General features: G+C 55.2%; 17 protein-coding genes. 8 read left to right on the forward strand and 9 right to left on the reverse strand.

Annotated features, from left to right (window positions below; translation table 11 throughout):
• Position 1: 1 nt before the first annotated feature.
• Positions 2-2,821, reverse strand: a complete 2,820-nt coding sequence (locus tag ACILP3_RS00085; protein WP_395614644.1) for a helicase-related protein — start codon at positions 2,819-2,821, stop codon at positions 2-4.
• Positions 2,822-2,829: 8 nt separating this feature from the next.
• Complete coding sequence (locus ACILP3_RS00090) at positions 2,830-4,065, reverse strand: NAD(P)/FAD-dependent oxidoreductase (RefSeq protein WP_395614645.1); 1,236 nt, start codon at positions 4,063-4,065, stop codon at positions 2,830-2,832.
• Between the two features lie 118 nt (positions 4,066-4,183).
• Here ACILP3_RS00090 and ACILP3_RS00095 point away from each other — a divergent pair, with 118 nt between their 5' ends.
• The 4 genes from ACILP3_RS00095 to ACILP3_RS00110 all read left to right on the forward strand — a co-directional run bounded on the left by ACILP3_RS00095 (position 4,184) and on the right by ACILP3_RS00110 (position 8,658).
• A complete protein-coding gene (locus tag ACILP3_RS00095) occupies positions 4,184-5,341 on the forward strand; it encodes an isovaleryl-CoA dehydrogenase (protein WP_395614646.1) in 1,158 nt (385 codons plus the stop codon).
• A gap of 22 nt (positions 5,342-5,363) precedes the next feature.
• The gene (locus ACILP3_RS00100) at positions 5,364-6,101 is read left to right on the forward strand and encodes a gamma-glutamyl-gamma-aminobutyrate hydrolase family protein (protein WP_395614647.1); all 738 of its coding nucleotides are present in this window, start codon (positions 5,364-5,366) and stop codon (positions 6,099-6,101) included.
• A 169-nt stretch (positions 6,102-6,270) separates the two neighbouring features.
• Positions 6,271-7,662: an aspartate aminotransferase family protein gene (locus ACILP3_RS00105; RefSeq protein ID WP_395614648.1), complete on the forward strand. Its 1,392-nt coding sequence runs from the start codon at positions 6,271-6,273 to the stop codon at positions 7,660-7,662.
• Positions 7,663-7,893: 231 nt separating this feature from the next.
• A complete protein-coding gene (locus ACILP3_RS00110; protein ID WP_395614649.1) occupies positions 7,894-8,658 on the forward strand; it encodes an FKBP-type peptidyl-prolyl cis-trans isomerase in 765 nt (254 codons plus the stop codon).
• A gap of 15 nt (positions 8,659-8,673) precedes the next feature.
• Here the strand turns inward: ACILP3_RS00110 and ACILP3_RS00115 are convergent, their stop codons facing one another.
• From ACILP3_RS00115 to ACILP3_RS00140, 6 genes are all read right to left on the reverse strand, one after another.
• Positions 8,674-9,597, reverse strand: coding sequence for a hypothetical protein (locus ACILP3_RS00115; RefSeq protein WP_395614650.1), 924 nt, complete (start codon positions 9,595-9,597; stop codon positions 8,674-8,676).
• 42 nt (positions 9,598-9,639) lie between these two features.
• Positions 9,640-10,770, reverse strand: a complete 1,131-nt coding sequence (locus ACILP3_RS00120; protein WP_395614651.1) for an ABC transporter ATP-binding protein — start codon at positions 10,768-10,770, stop codon at positions 9,640-9,642.
• Positions 10,771-10,799: 29 nt separating this feature from the next.
• Positions 10,800-11,636 (reverse strand): ABC transporter permease, encoded by an 837-nt coding sequence (locus ACILP3_RS00125; RefSeq protein WP_395614652.1) that lies wholly within the window; start codon positions 11,634-11,636, stop codon positions 10,800-10,802.
• Positions 11,636-12,550, reverse strand: coding sequence for an ABC transporter permease (locus tag ACILP3_RS00130; protein WP_395614653.1), 915 nt, complete (start codon positions 12,548-12,550; stop codon positions 11,636-11,638). The genes ACILP3_RS00125 and ACILP3_RS00130 overlap by 1 nt, the downstream gene beginning before the upstream one ends.
• Positions 12,551-12,553: 3 nt before the next feature.
• Complete coding sequence (locus ACILP3_RS00135) at positions 12,554-13,663, reverse strand: PotD/PotF family extracellular solute-binding protein (RefSeq protein ID WP_395614654.1); 1,110 nt, start codon at positions 13,661-13,663, stop codon at positions 12,554-12,556.
• Positions 13,664-13,801: 138 nt separating this feature from the next.
• On the reverse strand, positions 13,802-15,004 hold the full coding sequence (locus tag ACILP3_RS00140; RefSeq protein ID WP_395614655.1) for a serine hydrolase domain-containing protein: 1,203 nt from the start codon (positions 15,002-15,004) through the stop codon (positions 13,802-13,804).
• A gap of 254 nt (positions 15,005-15,258) precedes the next feature.
• On the opposite strand from ACILP3_RS00140, the gene ACILP3_RS00145 reads away from it, so the two are divergent.
• The 4 genes from ACILP3_RS00145 to ACILP3_RS00160 are packed head-to-tail and all read left to right on the forward strand — an operon-like array spanning position 15,259 to position 17,899.
• The gene (locus ACILP3_RS00145; RefSeq protein WP_395614656.1) at positions 15,259-15,867 is read left to right on the forward strand and encodes a LemA family protein; all 609 of its coding nucleotides are present in this window, start codon (positions 15,259-15,261) and stop codon (positions 15,865-15,867) included.
• A gap of 21 nt (positions 15,868-15,888) precedes the next feature.
• Entirely contained in the window at positions 15,889-16,683 is a 795-nt protein-coding gene (locus tag ACILP3_RS00150) for a TPM domain-containing protein (RefSeq protein ID WP_395614657.1), read from the forward strand.
• An 11-nt stretch (positions 16,684-16,694) separates the two neighbouring features.
• A complete protein-coding gene (locus tag ACILP3_RS00155; RefSeq protein WP_395614658.1) occupies positions 16,695-17,384 on the forward strand; it encodes a TPM domain-containing protein in 690 nt (229 codons plus the stop codon).
• Positions 17,381-17,899: an NUDIX hydrolase gene (locus ACILP3_RS00160; RefSeq protein ID WP_395614659.1), complete on the forward strand. Its 519-nt coding sequence runs from the start codon at positions 17,381-17,383 to the stop codon at positions 17,897-17,899. Before ACILP3_RS00155 ends, ACILP3_RS00160 begins: the two co-directional genes overlap by 4 nt.
• Here the strand turns inward: ACILP3_RS00160 and ACILP3_RS00165 are convergent.
• Positions 17,896-18,171 (reverse strand): ETC complex I subunit, encoded by a 276-nt coding sequence (locus ACILP3_RS00165; RefSeq protein ID WP_333567600.1) that lies wholly within the window; start codon positions 18,169-18,171, stop codon positions 17,896-17,898. The two genes, ACILP3_RS00160 and ACILP3_RS00165, sit on opposite strands and share 4 nt — an antisense overlap.
• Positions 18,172-18,219: the final 48 nt, after the last annotated feature.

The following is an 18,219-nucleotide window of genomic DNA, read 5'->3' on the forward strand; positions in this document are numbered from 1 at the left end:
ATTAGAGTTTTAGCCCCTTAAGCGCCGCCAATTGTAACGCAAGGGATGATAAAGGAGCGCTTTGCTTGGCAGCAACCGGTGCGCGCTCGGGTTTGGCTTGTGGCTTGCCCTTGGTCTGTGATTTTTGGTGTTGCGGCTTGGCGCGCGGCTGACGTTGCTCGGGCGGACGTGGCTTTGGCAAGCCGACCCAGCGCCAATGCGTCAGGGTGATGGCTTGTGCCTCGGCTGCTGGGGCCGCGTCGGGCTCTTGAGTGCTCGCTTCGGGTTCGGCAGCAACATTTATATCTGCGACTTCAGCTTCAGGGGTTAAAACGGTTTCCTCTGCCAATACTTCTACCGCCTCGGGAATAATGTCAGAGACTGCCTCAGTCTCAGTTTCAGTCTCAGTCTCAGCCCCAGCCTCAACAAGCTGCCGCTCCGGCGCCTTCTCCGCCGGGCGGAAGCCTGCGTCGCGCATCAGGGCCTTCAACCCGTTTTCGCTGATGCCCAGCGACGTCGCGAACGCCATGTCCATACCGAACAGATTGCCCTGCCCGCGTGCTTCATGCGCTTTTTTGATAACCCGTTCGGCCAGATCAATGCGGACATATTCGTCGCCAATCCGCCGATAACCAGCGTTGCGCGCTTCGGACGCACTGGCAAAATTCCACGCCTTCAAATGCACGGCGCTTTCGGGCGGGAGTTCTGGCATTGCACGGTTATCGCGCGCCGCAAATAATGCTGCACGCCATTTGGCCGCCGCTGGTTTCAAGGCATTATGGTGATAGATATCGAGCGCACCAAAGACGATGCCGCCCTTACGCGCAGCGCCACGGGCTTCCTTGGGTAATGCCGCAATTGCGTCAGCCAGATAATGCCGACCCGCAATGCCACCCTCATCTGCCAATCGCACCGCAAGCGCGCGGACATTGCCGTCGACATCTGCTTGTTGCGCGAGTTCCAATAGCCCAATTATGCCACCCATGGATTTGGCCAATTGCGTTGCAATCCAGCTTTCGGCGCGCGTTGTGATTTCACGCAACGCGTCACCTTCAAGGCCGGAAACAGCCTTCACTGGGGTAAACGCAGGTTGCATCAGCGTCCGCCCCTTAGTCAGCGCACCCAGTATTTCGCCCTGCCAGAAAATGGCGGGCTTGCCTTCTCCATCCGCCGCGAGCGAGAATTCGCTGTCCTCTGCCATGCTTACGTCCTTTGCCTTTTGTCTCAAATATGCTGTCAAATGCCGTTCGGCGGCTGCTAATAAAAGCTTACGGTCACTTGCTTTGGCCGCCGGGTCAACCCGAAACGCAAAGCCCCGTAAAGTACCAATGTCTTCTCCATCGACCAGAACATGTGTGTCAGCTTTAATCTCGACGGGCAACAACCCAACGTCCGTCGCGTTTTTCCGCAGTAGCATCGATGTGCGTTTATCGACAAATCGCTGGCGCAATGCATCGTGCAACGCGTCCGATAATTTTTCCTCCAACGCGCGTGCCCGCTCTGCCATGGCGGGCGGATTGGTCAACCAATCGCTCCGATGGGCAATATAAGTCCATGTCCGCACCGCAGCGATTCGCGCCGACAGCGTATCGACATCGCCTTGAATATTGTCGAGCCGCGCAAGTTCGCTGGCATAGACGCCTTGCGGAATGACGCGATCATTTTGCCCGAGATATTGCCACAGCGACGCAACGAAGCGGCTATGATGCTCCTCGCCCATTTGGCGGAAGTCAGGTAGACAGGCGACTTCCCAAAGCCGCGCGACATCGACTTGATGGCGGATCAGGGCGTTCACATCGGGCATTTCGGCCAAACGCTTGAGCACCAGCAAATCTATAACCTTGGGCGCTGGCAATAGCCCCGGACGATGCGGCTTTTTCTCCAAATCCGCGATCAGCGTGGCGATATCGTTAAAGCGCGGCTTGGCCTCACGCCAATACAACCAGTCCAGACGCGGGAAGCTGTGTCCTTCAATCGCCAACACCTCTTCGGGCGTGAATTCGCTGCCTTCGCCAGCCAGGGTCCCGAATGTTCCGTCGCGCTGATGGCGACCGGCGCGGCCCGCGATTTGCGCCATTTCGGCGACTGTCAGGCGTCGGCGGCGAGAGCCATCGAATTTGGACAGACCGACGAACGCGACATGCGCCACGTCAAGGTTCAACCCCATGCCAATGGCGTCAGTCGCCACGAGATAATCCACCTCGCCCGATTGGAACATCGCGACTTGCGCATTGCGCGTCCGCGGGGACAACGCCCCCATCACGACCGCAGCGCCACCGCGCATACGGCGCAAAGTCTCCGCCACGGCATATACCTGCTCGATTGAAAAGGCGACTATCGCTGACCGTTTCGGCAAGCGTGACAGTTTCTTCGCGCCAGCATAGCTCAACGTCGAAAATCGCGGGCGGGAGATGATTTCAGCATCGGGCAGCAACGCGCGGATAATCGGCCGAAGGCTCTCCGAGCCCAGAATCATCGTTTCCTCACGCCCACGCGCATGCAATATTCGGTCGGTAAAAATATGCCCCCGTTCGGGGTCGGCACCCAATTGCGCCTCGTCTATGGCGACGAAGGCAAATTCCTTCTGGATCGGCATGCTTTCAACGGTGCAGCAATACCAGCGGGCTTGCGGCGGCTCGATCCGTTCTTCACCTGTTATTAAAGCAACATTCTGTTCGCCCTTCATGGCGACAACGCGGTCGTAAATTTCCCGCGCCAGCAACCGCAACGGAAAGCCAATCATCCCGCTGGAGTGCGCACACATCCGCTCGACAGCAAGATGAGTCTTACCAGTATTGGTTGGGCCTAAAATGGCCGTGAGGGCGGAACGGACTGGGGGCAAAATTTACATCAGTTGGCCATCAAAGCTGCAGCGAGTTCCTTCAATGGCACGTTGGTATCGGCTAATTGTTCAAATGTGGGTGACAGGCCTTCGGTCACGAACAAGCGGCCCTGGACATAATCCTTGGTCGCGTTGACACAGTCGAGCGCGATGACTTTATTGGCCTTCAGATAGACAACTGAGAAGCAGCGCGTATCCGGGTCGCCGCGCAACACCATGGAATCATAGCCCGCGCTGATGCCCACTGTCTGAAGGCGCAAATCATATTGGTTGGACCAAAACCATGGCACCGCATGATAGGGCGTCAGTTCATTGGTCAGGCTTTTGGCCACGGCGTTGGCCATATCATTGGCGTTCTGGACCGATTCAACGCGCATGACGTTGCCGCCTGCAAAATCATTGGCATGCGCCGCGCAGTCGCCAATGGCATAGATGTCCGGCAAGGACGTCCGGCAATAAGCATCAACATCCACTCCGGCCCCGCCAGCGGCGCCCGCCGTCAGCAAAGGCGCAACAGCGGGGATGATACCAATGCCGACAATAACCATTTGGGCGGGGATCACTTCACCATTGGCCAAGCGCACACCCGTGACAAAATCGTTGCCCTCTATGCCACTGATTTCAACGCCCAAGCGCACGTCCACGCCATGCGCGCGATGCTCAGCCTCGTAAAAACGCGACAGCGGTTCGCCGACAACCCGCGCCAACACGCGGTCCATCGCCTCCAGAACAGTGACTTTCTTGCCGATTTTCCGGAGTACGGCCGCCGCCTCAAGCCCAATATAGCCGCCACCCACAATCGCAATGTCAGCGACATCATCGAGACCGTCAAGCATGCCGTCCACATCAGCGCGCGAGCGTACAACGTGCATCCCGGGCAGATTGCCGCCCTCAACTGGTAATGGCCGCGGACTGCCGCCTGTTGCCCAAATCATCTTGCCATAAGAAATGTCCGCCCCATCAGACAGTGTCACCTTATGAGCAGATGGATCGACAGCGTCCACGCGCATGCCTAACATCATATCGACGCTGCGTTCCGCCCAGAAAGCCGCCGGCCGGATCATGATACGTTCAAACGCTTTATCGCCCGCGAAATAATCTTTGGACAAAGGCGGGCGCTCATAGGGATATTCAGGCTCAGCGTTCACTACGCCAATGCTGCCCTCATATTTGGCTTGCCGTAACGCAATCGCGGCCTGCGCGCCGCCATGGCCGCCACCGACAATAAGAATATCATAATGCATTAGTGAAGATTCGCCTGCTTAAAAAACATCCGAGCAGCGGTAAGCAAAAGGTCGCCCACTGGCTAGTCCTATGCTTGCAGCGCATGCAATTAACTGGCAGAGCAAGGCTATGACAAGCATGACATTAGACTTTGCCCTTGGCGATAATGCCGACATGATCCGCGAAACGACGCAACGTTTTGCAACCGATAAAATCGCGCCGCTCGCGGCCAAAATCGACGCGGATGACTGGTTCCCCCGGGATGAGCTGTGGCGCGCCATGGGCGAACTCGGTCTGCATGGAATAACCGTTGATGCAGCCGATGGCGGGCTTGGCCTTGGCTATTTGGAACATGTTGTCGCGGTCGAAGAAGTCAGCCGCGCCTCTGCCTCCATCGGCCTTTCCTACGGCGCGCATTCCAACCTTTGCGTTAATCAAATTGCGCGCTGGGCCTCGCCAGAGCAAAAGGCGAAGTATCTGCCTAAGCTGATTTCGGGTGAACATGTTGGCAGCCTTGCCATGTCCGAAGCGGGCGCAGGTTCAGACGTTGTGTCCATGAAGCTGAAGGCGGAAGCGGTTCAAGGCGGCTATATTTTAAACGGCACCAAATACTGGATCACCAACGCGCCTTATGCCGACACTTTGGTCGTCTATGCCAAGACCGCGCCAGAGGCTGCCTCGCGCGGCATCACCGCGTTTCTGATTGAAAAAGGCATGGAGGGTTTTTCCATTGGCCAGAAAATCGACAAGGTCGGGATGCGCGGTTCGCCAACGGCGGAACTGGTGTTCAACGATTGCTTCGTATCCGATGAACAGGTGATGGGCCCGCTGCATGGCGGCGTTGGCGTATTGATGTCCGGGCTGGATTACGAACGCGTTGTGCTTGCCGGACTTCAGCTTGGCGTGATGCAAGCCTGCTTGGATGTGGTTCTGCCTTATGTGCGCGAACGCAAGCAATTCGGTAAGCCCATTGGCAGTTTCCAACTGATGCAGGCGAAAGTCGCCGACATGTATGTCGCGCTCAATTCCGCCCGCAGCTATGTCTACAATGTCGCGCGGGCATGTGACGCCGGACAGACCACGCGCTTTGATGCGGCGGGCGCAATCCTGCTCGCCAGCGAAAGCGCGGTAAAGGTTGCGGGCGAGGCTATTCAGGCCCTCGGCGGCGCTGGCTATACCAAGGATTGGCCCGTTGAGCGCTATTGGCGCGATGCCAAATTGCTCGACATTGGTGCGGGCACAAATGAGATTCGGCGGATGCTGATTGGCCGGGAGCTGATCGGAGCGGCTGGATGAGCATGTTGGTCAACAGCCTGTTATGACGGCACGTCCCGTCTTGGGTGTTATCGCCTGCAACCGCATGGTCGGCAGCGAAGTGGCCCAGGCTGTTATGAACCGCTATATTCGCGCGGCCATGACCTATGCTGATGTTGCAGCGCTGATCATCCCTTCCCTGCCCGACCTGATGACCGCCGCAGACGTCGCGCCGCGGATAGACGGCATATTGCTGACGGGTAGCCCATCGAACGTCGCAACGCGGCTTTATGGCGAAGATGGCGGCGACGGGCCTTATGATGACGGTCGCGATGAGATTGCCATGTCGATGGTGGACCGCATGATACAGGCGCAAAAGCCGGTATTTGGCATTTGTCGGGGTTTTCAGGAAATCAACGTCGCTTTGGGCGGAAGCTTACGCCGCGACACTAGCACGAGCGATACGCTTATGCGTCATCATGCCCCGAACGATGTCGGATTTGACGCAATGTTTGACCATCGCCATGCCGTTGACCTGACCGATGGCGGTATGTTGGCGGACGCATATGGCAAAGGCGCATTGGACGTAAACTCTGTCCATTATCAGGGCATTGGAAAGCTAGCCGACGGTCTAAATGTCGAAGCGCGCGCGCCCGATGGCTTGATCGAGGCCTATAGCGCACGGCCCAACGGCGCGCCTTTACTCGCGGTGCAATGGCACCCCGAATGGGGCACAGAAAATGACCCAGATTCGCAAATCTATTTCCAGCTTTTAGGAAAAGCGTTAAGAGGTGAATTGTGAACAACAAAGTGACCCGATATAATCGCTATCAAGCGCGGATAGGCTTTTCGCCCTGATAAATTGTCACCCCAGCGAAGGCTGGGGTCCATCACGCGTTTCGGTTTAAAACCGTGAGACGTAATAGGCACCAGCCTTCGCTGGTGCGACGAAAAGACTGAGGGACACAGATATGCCACGCAATTACGACATCGCCGAACTACGCCGTTTGGACATCGCCCACCATTTGCCTGCACAAGCCGATTGGCAGGAAATAGAGGATCTGGGCGGAAGCCGCATCATCACCCATGCCGAAGGCTGTTATATTCACGACGGCGACGGCAACCGCATATTGGACGGCATGGCTGGCCTGTGGTGCGTCAATGTCGGCTATGGCCGTGACGAATTGGCCGAGGTCGCGCGCGAACAAATGCGGGAGCTGCCTTATTATAACAGCTTCTTCAAAACCGCGAACGCGCCCGCAATCATGCTCGCGGACAAAATTGCCAGCCTGACGGGAGGCCGCCTGCCGCATGTGTTCTTCAACAGCTCCGGTTCCGAAGCCAATGACACCATATTGCGGATGGTCCGCCATTATTGGCAAGTGAAGGGCGAACATAGCCGCACCGTCATCATCAGCCGCCATAATGCCTATCATGGCTCTACGGTCGCGGGCGTCAGCATGGGCGGTATGAAGGCGATGCATGGTCAAGGCTTCCCCGCGCCTGGCATCTTGCCAATGGCGGGCATTGAGCATGTGCGCCAACCTTATTGGTATAATGAAGGCCGCGACATGACGCCGGAGGATTTCGGCACTGCATGCGCGCAAGCCATTGAAGACAAGATATTGGAGGTCGGCCCCGAAAATGTCGCAGCCTTCATTGGCGAACCCGTACAAGGCGCAGGCGGCGTCATCATCCCGCCCGACAATTACTGGCCGCAGGTTGAGGCGATTTGCCGGAAATATGGCATTTTATTGGTCTGTGATGAGGTCATTTGCGGCTTTGGGCGTACCGGCAACATGTGGGGCCATGAAACCATGGGCATTCAGCCCGATATCATCGCGATGGCCAAGGGACTGTCGTCGGGATATCTCCCCATCTCCGCCGTCGCGGTCAGCGCGAACATCATCAAGGTGATGAAAACCGGCGGCGATTTCGTCCATGGATATACCTATTCGGGCCACCCGGTCGCGTCCGCCGTTGCCTTACGCAATATCGAGATCATGGAACGCGAAGGCTTGGTCGACAAGGTCCGGAACGAAACTGGGCCATATCTCGCCAAGGCACTGGCTCCCTTGCGTGACCACCCGTTGGTTGGTGAAGCGCGATCCGTTGGCTTGCTTGGCGCGATCGAGGTTGTTGCAGACAAGGCAACCGGCGCGCGCTTTGGCGGTGCAGAAGGCACAGCAGGCCCGCTCGTCCGCGATATCTGCATCCGCAATGGCCTGATGGTGCGCGGCATCCGCGACAGCATCGTGATGTGTCCACCGCTGATTATCAGCACGGCCCAAATTGACGAGCTGGTAGGGATTATTCGCAAGTCCCTTGATGAGGCGGAGCCGAAATTACGGGCGATTGGATAAGGGCGAATAAGAAACCGTAGCCCTGAGCAAATTTTGTGACCTTGAAAAGTAAGATGCTGAAACAAGTTCAGCATGACGAAGCGGGTAACTTTTTACCAATCGTCACCCTGAACTTGCTTCAGGGCCTTACTTTTTACCATTCCGTCATCTAATTCAGCACCATCAAACTAGACAAAGTCCGCCTAACCCTTACCAATGGTAACCATGAAATCATCTACACTACGGCGCGCCTTGACGACGGCCGCCCTCACCCCCGCCCTGCTCCTTCAATTTGCGCCCGCCCAAGCAGCGGCGCAGGTCACCGCCAAGCCAAGGCCTCCTGTGCTTAGCTGTAACGTCAAAACGCCTGAAGGGCTGTCCTACACCGTTATCCAGCCGGGCAAAGGTGATCGGCCAAATGCCGCATCCCAAGTCACCGTGAATTATAAAGGCATGCTGACCGCCGACGGCAGCGAATTTGATTCCGGTCAAGGGGCCCAATTCCCCGTTGGCGGGGTCATTCCCGGATTTGCACAGGGCCTGCAATTGATGCAGGCTGGCGGCAGCTATCGCCTCTGCATCCCTGCGGCGCTTGGCTATGGCGCAGCGGGCACTGGCCCTATTCCAGCCAATGCCGATTTGGTGTTTGAGGTCGAACTGCTGTCCTTCACTAATCCCCCACCAAAGCCAATCATTCCCGCCGCCGAACGCGCTTGTTCGCAATCCACCGCAACGGGCCTCGGTTTCGAAGTCGTAAAATCCACTACGGGCAAAAAGCCGATCGATGGGGACATGGCGCTTGTCGACTTCACCATCTTTGACGCCGCGACCGGCGTCGTGCAGCAAAAAAGCGAGTGGGAAAAAATCCCGTTGAGCCAGACATCCCCAATTTTCAGCGAAAGCCTGAAAATGATGCAGACAGGCTCAACTTACCGTTTCTGTATGCCAAAGACCGACGACGGAGCGGCAGAAAGCAACATCATCGTCACGTTGATCGATTTGCGGCCTGCACCATAGCCGATTGATATGAAGTCAGAATTCACATGACATCCGAATTTCACGTTTATCCAAATCATAGGTTAGACTTGAGCATTTGTTGAGAACGCCGCGTCCGACAGTGACGCGCAGATCGACATCCTTGGTATTTTTGCCCACCACGACTATTTCCTGATCGTCGTTTGTCGCTGGATCCGTCGCTGCGGCCTGTTCAGCTATGCCCGATGCATCCCCATAGTCGCTGACCCGAACAGCCAGTTTGGTCATGGCAAGGTCACCAATTGCCAGTGGCAACCCGAGCGCCATGGGCCGTGTCGGTCGTTCCACGCCATAAAAAATGATAGTTGACGTCGGCGGGCCGTTGAAAACGCCCTTGTAGTTTGTTGCAAGCCAATTGCCCGTTGGCGCGCTCACCATATTTTGGTCCCGGACAAGGCTGAATATGACTTGCATCTTTTTATCTTGGGCAGTGACTGTTGTGCCAATGCCGACCCGGCCTAAAAATCCGAAATTGTCGAGCGCATAACGATATAGCCGCTCGCGGCTAGATTGTGGATTTAGCTCAAATTTGACTCGCTTATAGGGAAGAGATGCAGGGCTGATCGTACCGTCGGCGATAACCGAAGCTTCTTGTGTCGCCCATAATATACGCCGTTTCTCTGGCTTATCAGCGAAGTTGATTTCATGGACTGCGGAGTTCGCCGTTATTCTTGTCGGACCAATAGCAAAGATAATGCTAAACATGCCCGGTTTGAATCCCAATTGTTGGGCAATCGCAGGATTTATCGTGGGCGCGCCTGCTGCGTCTGGCCGCACTTCCAGCCGCAAAGGACGTCCCTCGATTTCGACATTGATTATATTGTCGCCCGATAAAACCAACTCGTCAGGCAATTCGGCAGGCGCGGCGTAAAGTCCCGTGGGTAACGACAAGGCGATACAGAGGCACGTGAATTTATACATTCCCAAACTTTCGAATCAAAATTTGGTATATTATATAATGTTTTAGCTTAACAAAACAACCGGACTGTCCGCGCGCCAGTGCATGCTGACCTTATCGTCCCAGGTGAAGTCATCTTGGTCATGGCGAGACAAATTGGGGCGGCTGACGCGGATGATTTGGCCGCCCTCAAGTTGAATATCATATAAAGTGACATCGCCAAGATAGCTCATACCCTTAATCGTGCCGCGCGCGAGATTGTGGCCGTCGGGTGCGTCTTGGGCAGCGGCGCGCACGGCTTTGCCCTCGCCGGGAACGTGCAGGTAAATTTTTTCGGGGCGCAATGCGATCCAGACATTTGCTCCATGGGGTCCAGTAACCCCATGGTTCAGGTAAACCTTACCAAGGCCCGGGCAGTCGACGGCAGCCTTATCGGGTTCGTCTAGCGTCAGCGTGCCTTCAAATATGTTCACCGAACCCACAAAGTCTGCCACGAACCGATTGGCGGGATATTCGTACAGATCGGATGGTGGCGCGAGTTGCGCAACTTCGCCTTTGTTGATTACCGCTACGCGGCTTGCCATCGACAGCGCCTCGTCTTGATCATGGGTGACGGTGACGAAGGTAATACCAACCTTGTCCTGCAAATCCGCCAGTTCAAATTGCATTTGCGCGCGCAATTTCGCGTCGAGCGCGGACAGCGGTTCGTCCAGCAACAACACTTTGGGCCGCATGACCAAGCTGCGTGCGAGCGCAACGCGTTGACGCTGCCCACCTGACATCTGGTCGGGCATCCGGTCCTCAAACCCGCCCAGCTTCACCAGCTCCAGCGCCTCCGCCACACGGTCGCGAATTTCGCCTTTCGATACGCCAGCTATGCGTAGGCCATAGCCGACATTATCGGTCACGTTCATATGCGGAAACACAGCATAGCTTTGGAACACCATGTTCACGGGCCGCTTGTTCGGCGGGACAAGGCTCATATCCTGTCCATCGATCAGGATCTGCCCCTCGGTCGGCAATTCAAACCCAGCGATCATCCGCAGCAAAGTCGTCTTGCCGCAGCCCGAAGGGCCAAGCAGGACGAAAAATTCGCCGGCGCGAATATCCAGACTGACATTGTCGACCGCCGTCACCTTGCCAAAGCGTTTGGACACATTGCGGATTTGGATAATGGGTGTTTTGGTTTCAGACATATCAGTTTTCCGTGGGCGGCGGGCGCATCTCAATGGGCGTCCGAAATGCCCTTCACACCCTGATATTTTAGGGCGATGAAGGTCAGGGCGACAGTGAGAATGATGAGGATGGTCGACGCGGCGTTAACCTCTGGCGTGACTGAGAAGCGGACCATCGAATAGACCTTTACTGGAAAAGTAATGGTGTCAGGACCGCTGGTGAAAAAGGTAATGACGAAATCGTCGAGGCTGAGTGTGAAGGCAAGCAATGCCCCTGCCACCAAAGACGGCTTTATATGCGGCAGCAGGACATCGCGAAACGCCTGCCACTCGGTTGCGCCAAGGTCCTTTGCCGCCTCTTCCTCTTCCTTGTTAAAACTCGCCAAGCGCGCCCGCACAACCATCGCAACAAAAGGGAAACAGAAGGTAATGTGTGCGATAGTGATGGCAGACAGGTTGAGCGGCCATGGCAGGTCGGTTGGCCAGTCGACTTTGGCAAAGAAGATCAAAAACGCGACGCCCAAGCAGATTTCAGGAACGATGATCGGCAAAGACATGGTGCCTTCGACCAGCCCCTTGAACGGAAAACGGAAGCGCCAAAGCATGACCGCAGCCAGTGCGCCGATGACTAAGCTGATGATCGTCGCCAAAAATGCGATGGTAAGCGAATTGACCATTGCTTCGACCAGACTGTCATTGTTGAGCGCTTTTTCATAATATTTGAGCGTGAAACCCTTCCACACGACGTTGCGCTTGCTGTCGTTAAAGCTGAAAATCATCAGGACAATCAGCGGCGCATAGAGGAACAGCATGGTCAGCCCAACCCAACTGCGCATCCAAAGCTTGCGCGTATATTCAAGCGGGGCGATGGCGTTGCGGTTAAACATCAGCGCACCTCCTTCACTTTGTTCGCCCGCATCGATTGCAGCGCGATCAAAATGAACATTGCGTAGATTAGCAAGAAGGACAAAGCTGCGCCAAACGGCCAGTCATTGGCGCGCTTGAACTGCCGTTCGATAACATTTGCAATCATCTGGCTATCGGTGCCGCCCATCAAGTCGGGCGTCAAATAGGCCCCCAATGCCGGAATGAGCGTGATCATGACGCCGGCTACAATACCGGGGGCCGCAAGCGGGACTACGACTTTCATGAAGGTTTTGAAATGGCCTGCACCCAAATCAAGGCTGGCCTCAATCAGGCTTTTATCCAGCCGGTCGAGCGCCGAATATAAGGGCAATACCATGAAGGGCAGATGCACATAGACCAGCCCCAGTACGACCGCGAAATTATTGTAGAGCAACTGCACAGGCGTCCATGCATCTAATGGCTGCATCCCCACCAAAGTACGCAACCAGCTTGCGCCATCCCATAGCTCGCCCAGCCCCTTGTTCATGTACCCGTTCGTGCCCATCAACGCCATTAGCGCATAAGTGCGGATCAACAAATTGGTCCAAAAGGGCAGCATGATGCCAAGCAGCAACCAAGGCCGCCATTTGGGTGCGGCAAAGGTAATTGCCATCGCCACGGGAAAGCCGATGATGAGGCAAATCAATGTCGTGAGCGCGGCCACCGCAAGGCTTTTTAGGAAAATGGAAAGATACAGCCACTCGGTCGCGCGCTTGTAATTGTCGAGCGTGCCGGAAATATCAATATCGGCTGGACCAGCATTCTGCCCAAAGCTGTAGAGCCACACGATGGTCATGGGCGCGATGAAGAACAGGGCAAGCCAGAACACCGGTGCCGTGGCAATGGCGGCAAAAGGCTTCTTCTGGCTTTTCCAGTCCTGCATCGGCCCTGACATTAATTAAGCCGCCCGAATGCGGGTGAACGCCTCCTCATATTTCGGCTGCAGCTCTGGATTGAATTTGGCATATTCGCATTTCGCCAGAACAGCGGCGGGCGGGAAAATGACCGGATTATTTTTATAATCATCGGGCATCAGCGCCTTTGCCGCCGCATTGGGCGTTGGATATAGAATTGTCTCGGTTATCTTCTTACCAGCCTCAGCATCCAGCAAATAGTTAATGAATGCATGGGCATTTTTCGGATGCGGCGCACCCTTTGGAATGCATAAATTGTCCGAGTTTAACTGACTGCCTTCCTTGGGAATGACAAAGCTAATATCGGGTTCTTCGGTCATAATCTGAGCAATATCGCCATTATATTCAAGGACGAGATCGACCTCGCCCTTCAGCAATAGATCCTGGCCATTGTCTTCATGAAAGGATTTAATATTCGGCTTTTGCTTGATCATCATCGCTTCAATCATTTTGATATCAGCGTCGGTCAGGCCATTGACCGATTTACCCAGATATTTGCCATATAGCCGGAACATGTCGCCAGCTTCGGACAGCACAGCAATGCGGCCTTTATACTCGTCACTGTCAAACAGCACTTTCCAGCTATCGGGCACCGACTTCACCTTGGACTTGCGATAGCCAATGCCAAGCGCCAGCCATGTGTAAGGCATGGAATATTTGCGCGCCGGATCATAAGGCACATCCTGATACTCAGGCGCGACATTCTTGAAATTAGGGATCTGCGCCTTGTCGATTTCAGCCAACATATCTGCGGCGGCCATGCGCTCAACAAAATCGTTTGATGGGACGATAACGTCATAGCCTTGGTTGCCCGCGCGCAGCTTGGCAAATAATTCGTCATTGCTCGCGAACAAGGTCATGTTCACGTCAACGTCGGCGCTGTTCTTATAATCCTCCAACGTGGTCTCACCAATATAGGTGTCCCAGTTATAAAAGTTCAGCTTGGCCTCTTCGCCATTGGCAAGCTTTGCAGCCTCTTTCTCGCCGCATCCAGCGAGCGCCCCCGTTAATGAAAATCCGACAGCCGCAACGCCCATGCCCTTCAGCATGGCGCGCCGATTGCTACCCGCGTGCAGAAATGTCTTGAAATCCATCGCTAATCTCCCACTGAGAACCCGTGTGTGAAGCGGGCATGCTGAACTAATATCAAGACTTAGAAAAGCCCCTTTTTTCCATGTTTTGCGACGCAATTTAGTTACGACATATCGCAATTATTTTGCACCGCAACATAACTATTTGGCGCGCGCCTTTGCTTCTGCGTCGACCGCTGCTTGAACTGCCTTGTAAAAGGCTTCCCGCTGTACACCGACCGTATTGGGGTCAGTTGCCTTGGGCCAGTTACTGTTCGATGCGATCACAAGGTTGCGCTTAGGGTCAATGAAGATACCCTGCCCAAAAATACCTTGGGCGGCGTAACTGCCGTCGTCATAGGTCCAATATTGATAGCCATAGCCCCTACCAGGCATATCTATGTCGGCCTGCTTGCTTGTTGCGGGCGCTATCCAGTCGTCGGGTAAGATGCTTGCGCCGTTGACCTTAGCGCCGCCCAGCATGAACACGCCAAAACGTGCGTAATCGCGGGTTGATGCCTGAATGCAGCAGCCGCTGATCTCGTGCCCAGTCGCACCCAATAGCCAGCTTGCGTCCTGTTCCATGCCAAATGGCGCCCATAGCTTCTCGGACAGATATGCGGATAAGGTCTTCTTTGTGGCTGAACTGACCAACACACCAATCAAATTGGTTTCACCAGTTTTGTAGACCCATTTCGTGCCCGCCGGTGCCTCACGCGGCAAATTGCGCATGTAGCTGACGGTCACGTCCATGCCATTTTCGGCCTTATGCTTATTGAACAAAGCGACGTCGGACTTGGGGTCCTCATAATCCTCATTCCATTTGACGCCGGACGTCATCGTCAGCAATTGTTCGATGGTGACGTCATCATAAGCAGAGCCCTTCAGATCGGGGATATAGGCAGAAACCTTGTCATCGATGCTTTTGATATAGCCGTCCTTTATCGCCGCACCGACCAAGGTCGAGGTGAAGGATTTCGCGACAGAGAAGCTCGTCCATTTCCCCTCTGGGCCAAAATCGAGGCCATATTTTTCCATCCGTATTTTGCCATCCTGAATGATGACCAACCCAGCGGTACGTTGCGCCTTCATATAGGCATCGACATCCGTAGCGATCGTCAGCGGCGTGCCCTTGGGCAAAGGATATACCTTGTCACCTTTTGCAATGACATTGGCTTTGGCAAGGATGGGAATCCGGTCCATCGTGCGAAACGCGGCGTCGCGTTGTTCAACGCTCCAAAACAGCACGTTAGCGTCCGTTGGCAGGCTGGACAGGAGCGCTTTCATATCCTTGTCCGCACTGACCCAGAATCCGCCCGCTGCCGATACGATGACCAACAAAATCCCGAATATCCATTTTTTCATCCTGCTCCCCCAATTTAACTAATACGTAAAGTGGCCTGCGCAGCACGGATGCCGCCGCCGCTAAATCCATCTTTGCAATACATCAGAAAATAGCGCCAAAGCGAAGTAAATTTATCGTCGGGCCGCCTTGTAAAATTCGACCGCGCAAATGCCTACAGTCATTGCGAAAGGCCATAACGCGCCTTATGTGTCTAACACACGCCCGCTAATGGGCTCGATTTCTAGGCATTATACCAAGTGGAGGAGTTCGTTAGATGCGTAAAACCTTTTTGAAATTTCTTCTGGTGCCCGTTGCTGCGGCCTCCTTAGCCGGATGCGGTATAAACAGCGTTCCGACGGCTGAAGAAAATGCCAAGGCGAAGTGGGCTGATGTGCAGGCCGCTTTTCAAGAGCGCGCTAACCTCATTCCCAACCTAGCCAATATCGTCAAAGGCGCGGCGGCGCAGGAAAACAAGACCCTGACGGAAGTCATACAGGCCCGGGCGCAAGCTACCTCACCCAACATTCAGGTCAACCCTAACGACTTGAGCGACCCTGCAAAGATGGCGGCGTTTCAGGCAGCACAGAATCAATTGTCGGGCAGCCTGTCGCGCTTGCTGGTTTCGGTCGAGCAATATCCGCAGTTAAAAAGCCAGGAGGGCTATTTGAAATTGCAGGACCAGTTAGAAGGTCAGGAAAACCGCGTGCGCATTACGCTGCGCGATTATAACGAAGCTGTGCGTGGGTATAACACCACCATTCGGACATTCCCCGACATCATTGGTGCAAAGATCATCCACGGTGCAAAGCCGATGGTTCCCTACCAATCCACAACACAAGGTGCAGAGACCGCACCGACGCTGGATATGGCGCCTGCGGCTTAAGGCCAAATTGGGGAATTGAACATGAAAAAGGCCCTAGGCCTTATGATTGCGCTGCTGCTGGCCCTCACCGGCCAAGCAGCAACTGCGCAAAATTTTCCCAAGCTCTCGGGGCGTGTGGTGGATCAAGCAGATCTGCTTGACCCGCAGCAAGAGGCCGCGCTCACTGCCAAGCTGGCGGGGCTGGAAACCCGCACCAAGCGGCAACTGGTGGTGGCAACGCTGAGCAGCCTCGAAGGTTATGAAATATCCGATTATGGCTACCGGCTGGGTCGGGAATGGGCATTGGGTCAGGATGGCAAAGGCGAGACCGAAAAGGACAATGGCGCGATCCTGATTATTGCCCCCAATGAACGCAGAATGCGGATTGAGGTGGGCTATGGCCTTGAGCCTGTACTGACAGATGGTCTGTCCTCGACGATTATTCGCAACGACATCACGCCCCGGTTTAAGGGCGGTGATTTTGCCGGTGGCATCAATGCGGGCGTTGACCGCATTGTCACGCAACTCGAGCTTCCCGCTGAAGAGGCGGCCAAGATTGCAAGCGCAGCCCAACAACCCCGTGATCGCGATGAAGGCGGCCCAATTAGCGCGATCATCTTTGTGCTCTTCCTCATCTTCTTCGTATTCCTGCCGATGTTCCGTTCCATAAATGGTGGCGGACGAAAGCATCGACGTGGCGGCATGGGTCCAGTCATCATTTGGGGCGGCGGCAGCGGATTTGGCGGCGGCGGCAGTAGTTTTGGAGGCGGCGGCTTTGGTGGTTTTGGCGGCGGAGGCGGCAGCTTTGGCGGCGGCGGCGCGTCAGGTGGTTGGTAGGATTATTTGATATGGCCTTAGGTAAAATCAGCCAAATGAGCGCAGCCGACCATGCTTTGGTGACAGCCGCTGTCGCCGACGCGGAACAACATACAAGCGGTGAAATCGTCACAATTGTGACGGATCTTTCGGACCATTATGACGACATCCCTATGGCATGGGCCAGCGCCGTCGCATTTATCGCCTTGGCGACATATGCATTTTTTTCCGAGTTTTACATTGGCCTGATCAACCGATTGTCGGGTGGATGGGGCCATGAATATACCATAAGTGAATATCTGGCCATTTTGTTGGTTGCGGTTGCATTGAAGTGGGTTGGAACGTGGTTGATCCTAAAATGGATACCCTTTCGTCTGGCCCTCACGCCCAAAGCGACAAAGCTGGCACGCGTCCGTCGCCGGGCAATGAGCCTGTTTAAGGTCGGAGCCGAATCCAAAACAATGGGCCGAACTGGCGTGCTCTTGTATCTGTCGATGAAAGAGCATCGCGCGGAAATCTTGGCCGACGCGGCAATCGCGTCCAAGGTTGCGCCAGAGGTTTGGGGTGACGCAATGGTTGCTTTGCTAGATCAGGTAAGGGCCGGAAATCCCGGTGCTGGCGTGGCGACAGCTGTCGCGCAAATGGGTGTGGTGTTAGCGGAACATTTCCCGAAGGGCTGCGAAAACCCCAACGAACTTCCCGACAGGCTCATCGAATTATGACGGAACCAGACGATGCAGAAACCGTGATGTGGCAAGGTCGCTTCATCACGGCCAAGACGCGCGGAAAATGGGAATATGTCAGCCGCGCGCGCGGTATCAAGGCAGCGGTAATCCTTGCTATGGAGGATGAGCATGTCCTGCTCGTCGAGCAATATCGCGTTCCGCTTGGCGCGAATTGTATTGAACTGCCTGCAGGTCTGATTGGTGACCATGAAGAGGGTGAGGACACGCTGGTGTCTGCTGCGCGCGAGTTAGAAGAAGAAACCGGCTATCGTGCCGACCAGCTGGAGATCGTTGGCGAGTATTTCTCGTCACCCGGCATGGTCAGCGAAAGCTTCTCGCTCGTCCGCGCGTTTGGTTTAACCAAAGTAAGCGAAGGTGGCGGTGTTGATGGTGAGAATATCATTGTCCACCGCGTCGCCTTGGCCGACTTGCCTAGATTTGTTCAGGAAAAGCGCGCAGAGGGTTGCGTCATTGACGTCAAGCTACTGATGCTGCCCGGAATGATCGCTTAACGAAAATTATCCGCATAAGCCTGCAGCTTCAGCGTTTTAGGCGGCGTTGGGATAAAGGTCGCCGCGATCCCCTTTTTCTCCGCAAAAGCCCGCGCTGCGTCCAAGCTTGGGAAGGTCAATTGCACTTGCGATTGCGTATCGCCTGATCCCGCCCAGCCCATGAGTGGATCCGCCTTGCGTGGTTCTGCCGGAACATATTCCAGCACCCATTCGCGGCGACCACTACCCGACTGCATGGCATTTTTGGGGCGTTGAAAGATGCGGGCGGACATATTGTGCTTCCTGACGGTTAATTCGCCACCGCCTTGCCCGAACAGCAT

It is taken from the genome of Sphingorhabdus sp. (assembly GCF_044239665.1).
Taxonomy (GTDB): Bacteria; Pseudomonadota; Alphaproteobacteria; order Sphingomonadales; family Sphingomonadaceae; genus Sphingorhabdus_B.

Bases quoted from the DNA above. Each gene is read 5' to 3' on its own strand.
- ACILP3_RS00100 (WP_395614647.1), top strand. From the start codon at position 5,364: ATGACGGCACGTCCCGTCTTGGGTGTTATCGCCTGCAACCGCATGGTC.
- ACILP3_RS00165 (WP_333567600.1), bottom strand. From the start codon at position 18,171: ATGTCCGCCCGCATCTTTCAACGCCCCAAAAATGCCATGCAGTCGGGT.
- ACILP3_RS00105 (WP_395614648.1), top strand. From the start codon at position 6,271: ATGCCACGCAATTACGACATCGCCGAACTACGCCGTTTGGACATCGCC.
- ACILP3_RS00135 (WP_395614654.1), bottom strand. From the start codon at position 13,663: ATGGATTTCAAGACATTTCTGCACGCGGGTAGCAATCGGCGCGCCATG.
- ACILP3_RS00160 (WP_395614659.1), top strand. From the start codon at position 17,381: ATGACGGAACCAGACGATGCAGAAACCGTGATGTGGCAAGGTCGCTTC.
- ACILP3_RS00155 (WP_395614658.1), top strand. From the start codon at position 16,695: ATGGCCTTAGGTAAAATCAGCCAAATGAGCGCAGCCGACCATGCTTTG.
- ACILP3_RS00115 (WP_395614650.1), bottom strand. From the start codon at position 9,597: ATGTATAAATTCACGTGCCTCTGTATCGCCTTGTCGTTACCCACGGGA.
- ACILP3_RS00145 (WP_395614656.1), top strand. From the start codon at position 15,259: ATGCGTAAAACCTTTTTGAAATTTCTTCTGGTGCCCGTTGCTGCGGCC.
- ACILP3_RS00095 (WP_395614646.1), top strand. From the start codon at position 4,184: ATGACATTAGACTTTGCCCTTGGCGATAATGCCGACATGATCCGCGAA.
- ACILP3_RS00120 (WP_395614651.1), bottom strand. From the start codon at position 10,770: ATGTCTGAAACCAAAACACCCATTATCCAAATCCGCAATGTGTCCAAA.
- ACILP3_RS00090 (WP_395614645.1), bottom strand. From the start codon at position 4,065: ATGCATTATGATATTCTTATTGTCGGTGGCGGCCATGGCGGCGCGCAG.
- ACILP3_RS00150 (WP_395614657.1), top strand. From the start codon at position 15,889: ATGAAAAAGGCCCTAGGCCTTATGATTGCGCTGCTGCTGGCCCTCACC.
- ACILP3_RS00140 (WP_395614655.1), bottom strand. From the start codon at position 15,004: ATGAAAAAATGGATATTCGGGATTTTGTTGGTCATCGTATCGGCAGCG.
- ACILP3_RS00130 (WP_395614653.1), bottom strand. From the start codon at position 12,550: ATGTCAGGGCCGATGCAGGACTGGAAAAGCCAGAAGAAGCCTTTTGCC.
- ACILP3_RS00125 (WP_395614652.1), bottom strand. From the start codon at position 11,636: ATGTTTAACCGCAACGCCATCGCCCCGCTTGAATATACGCGCAAGCTT.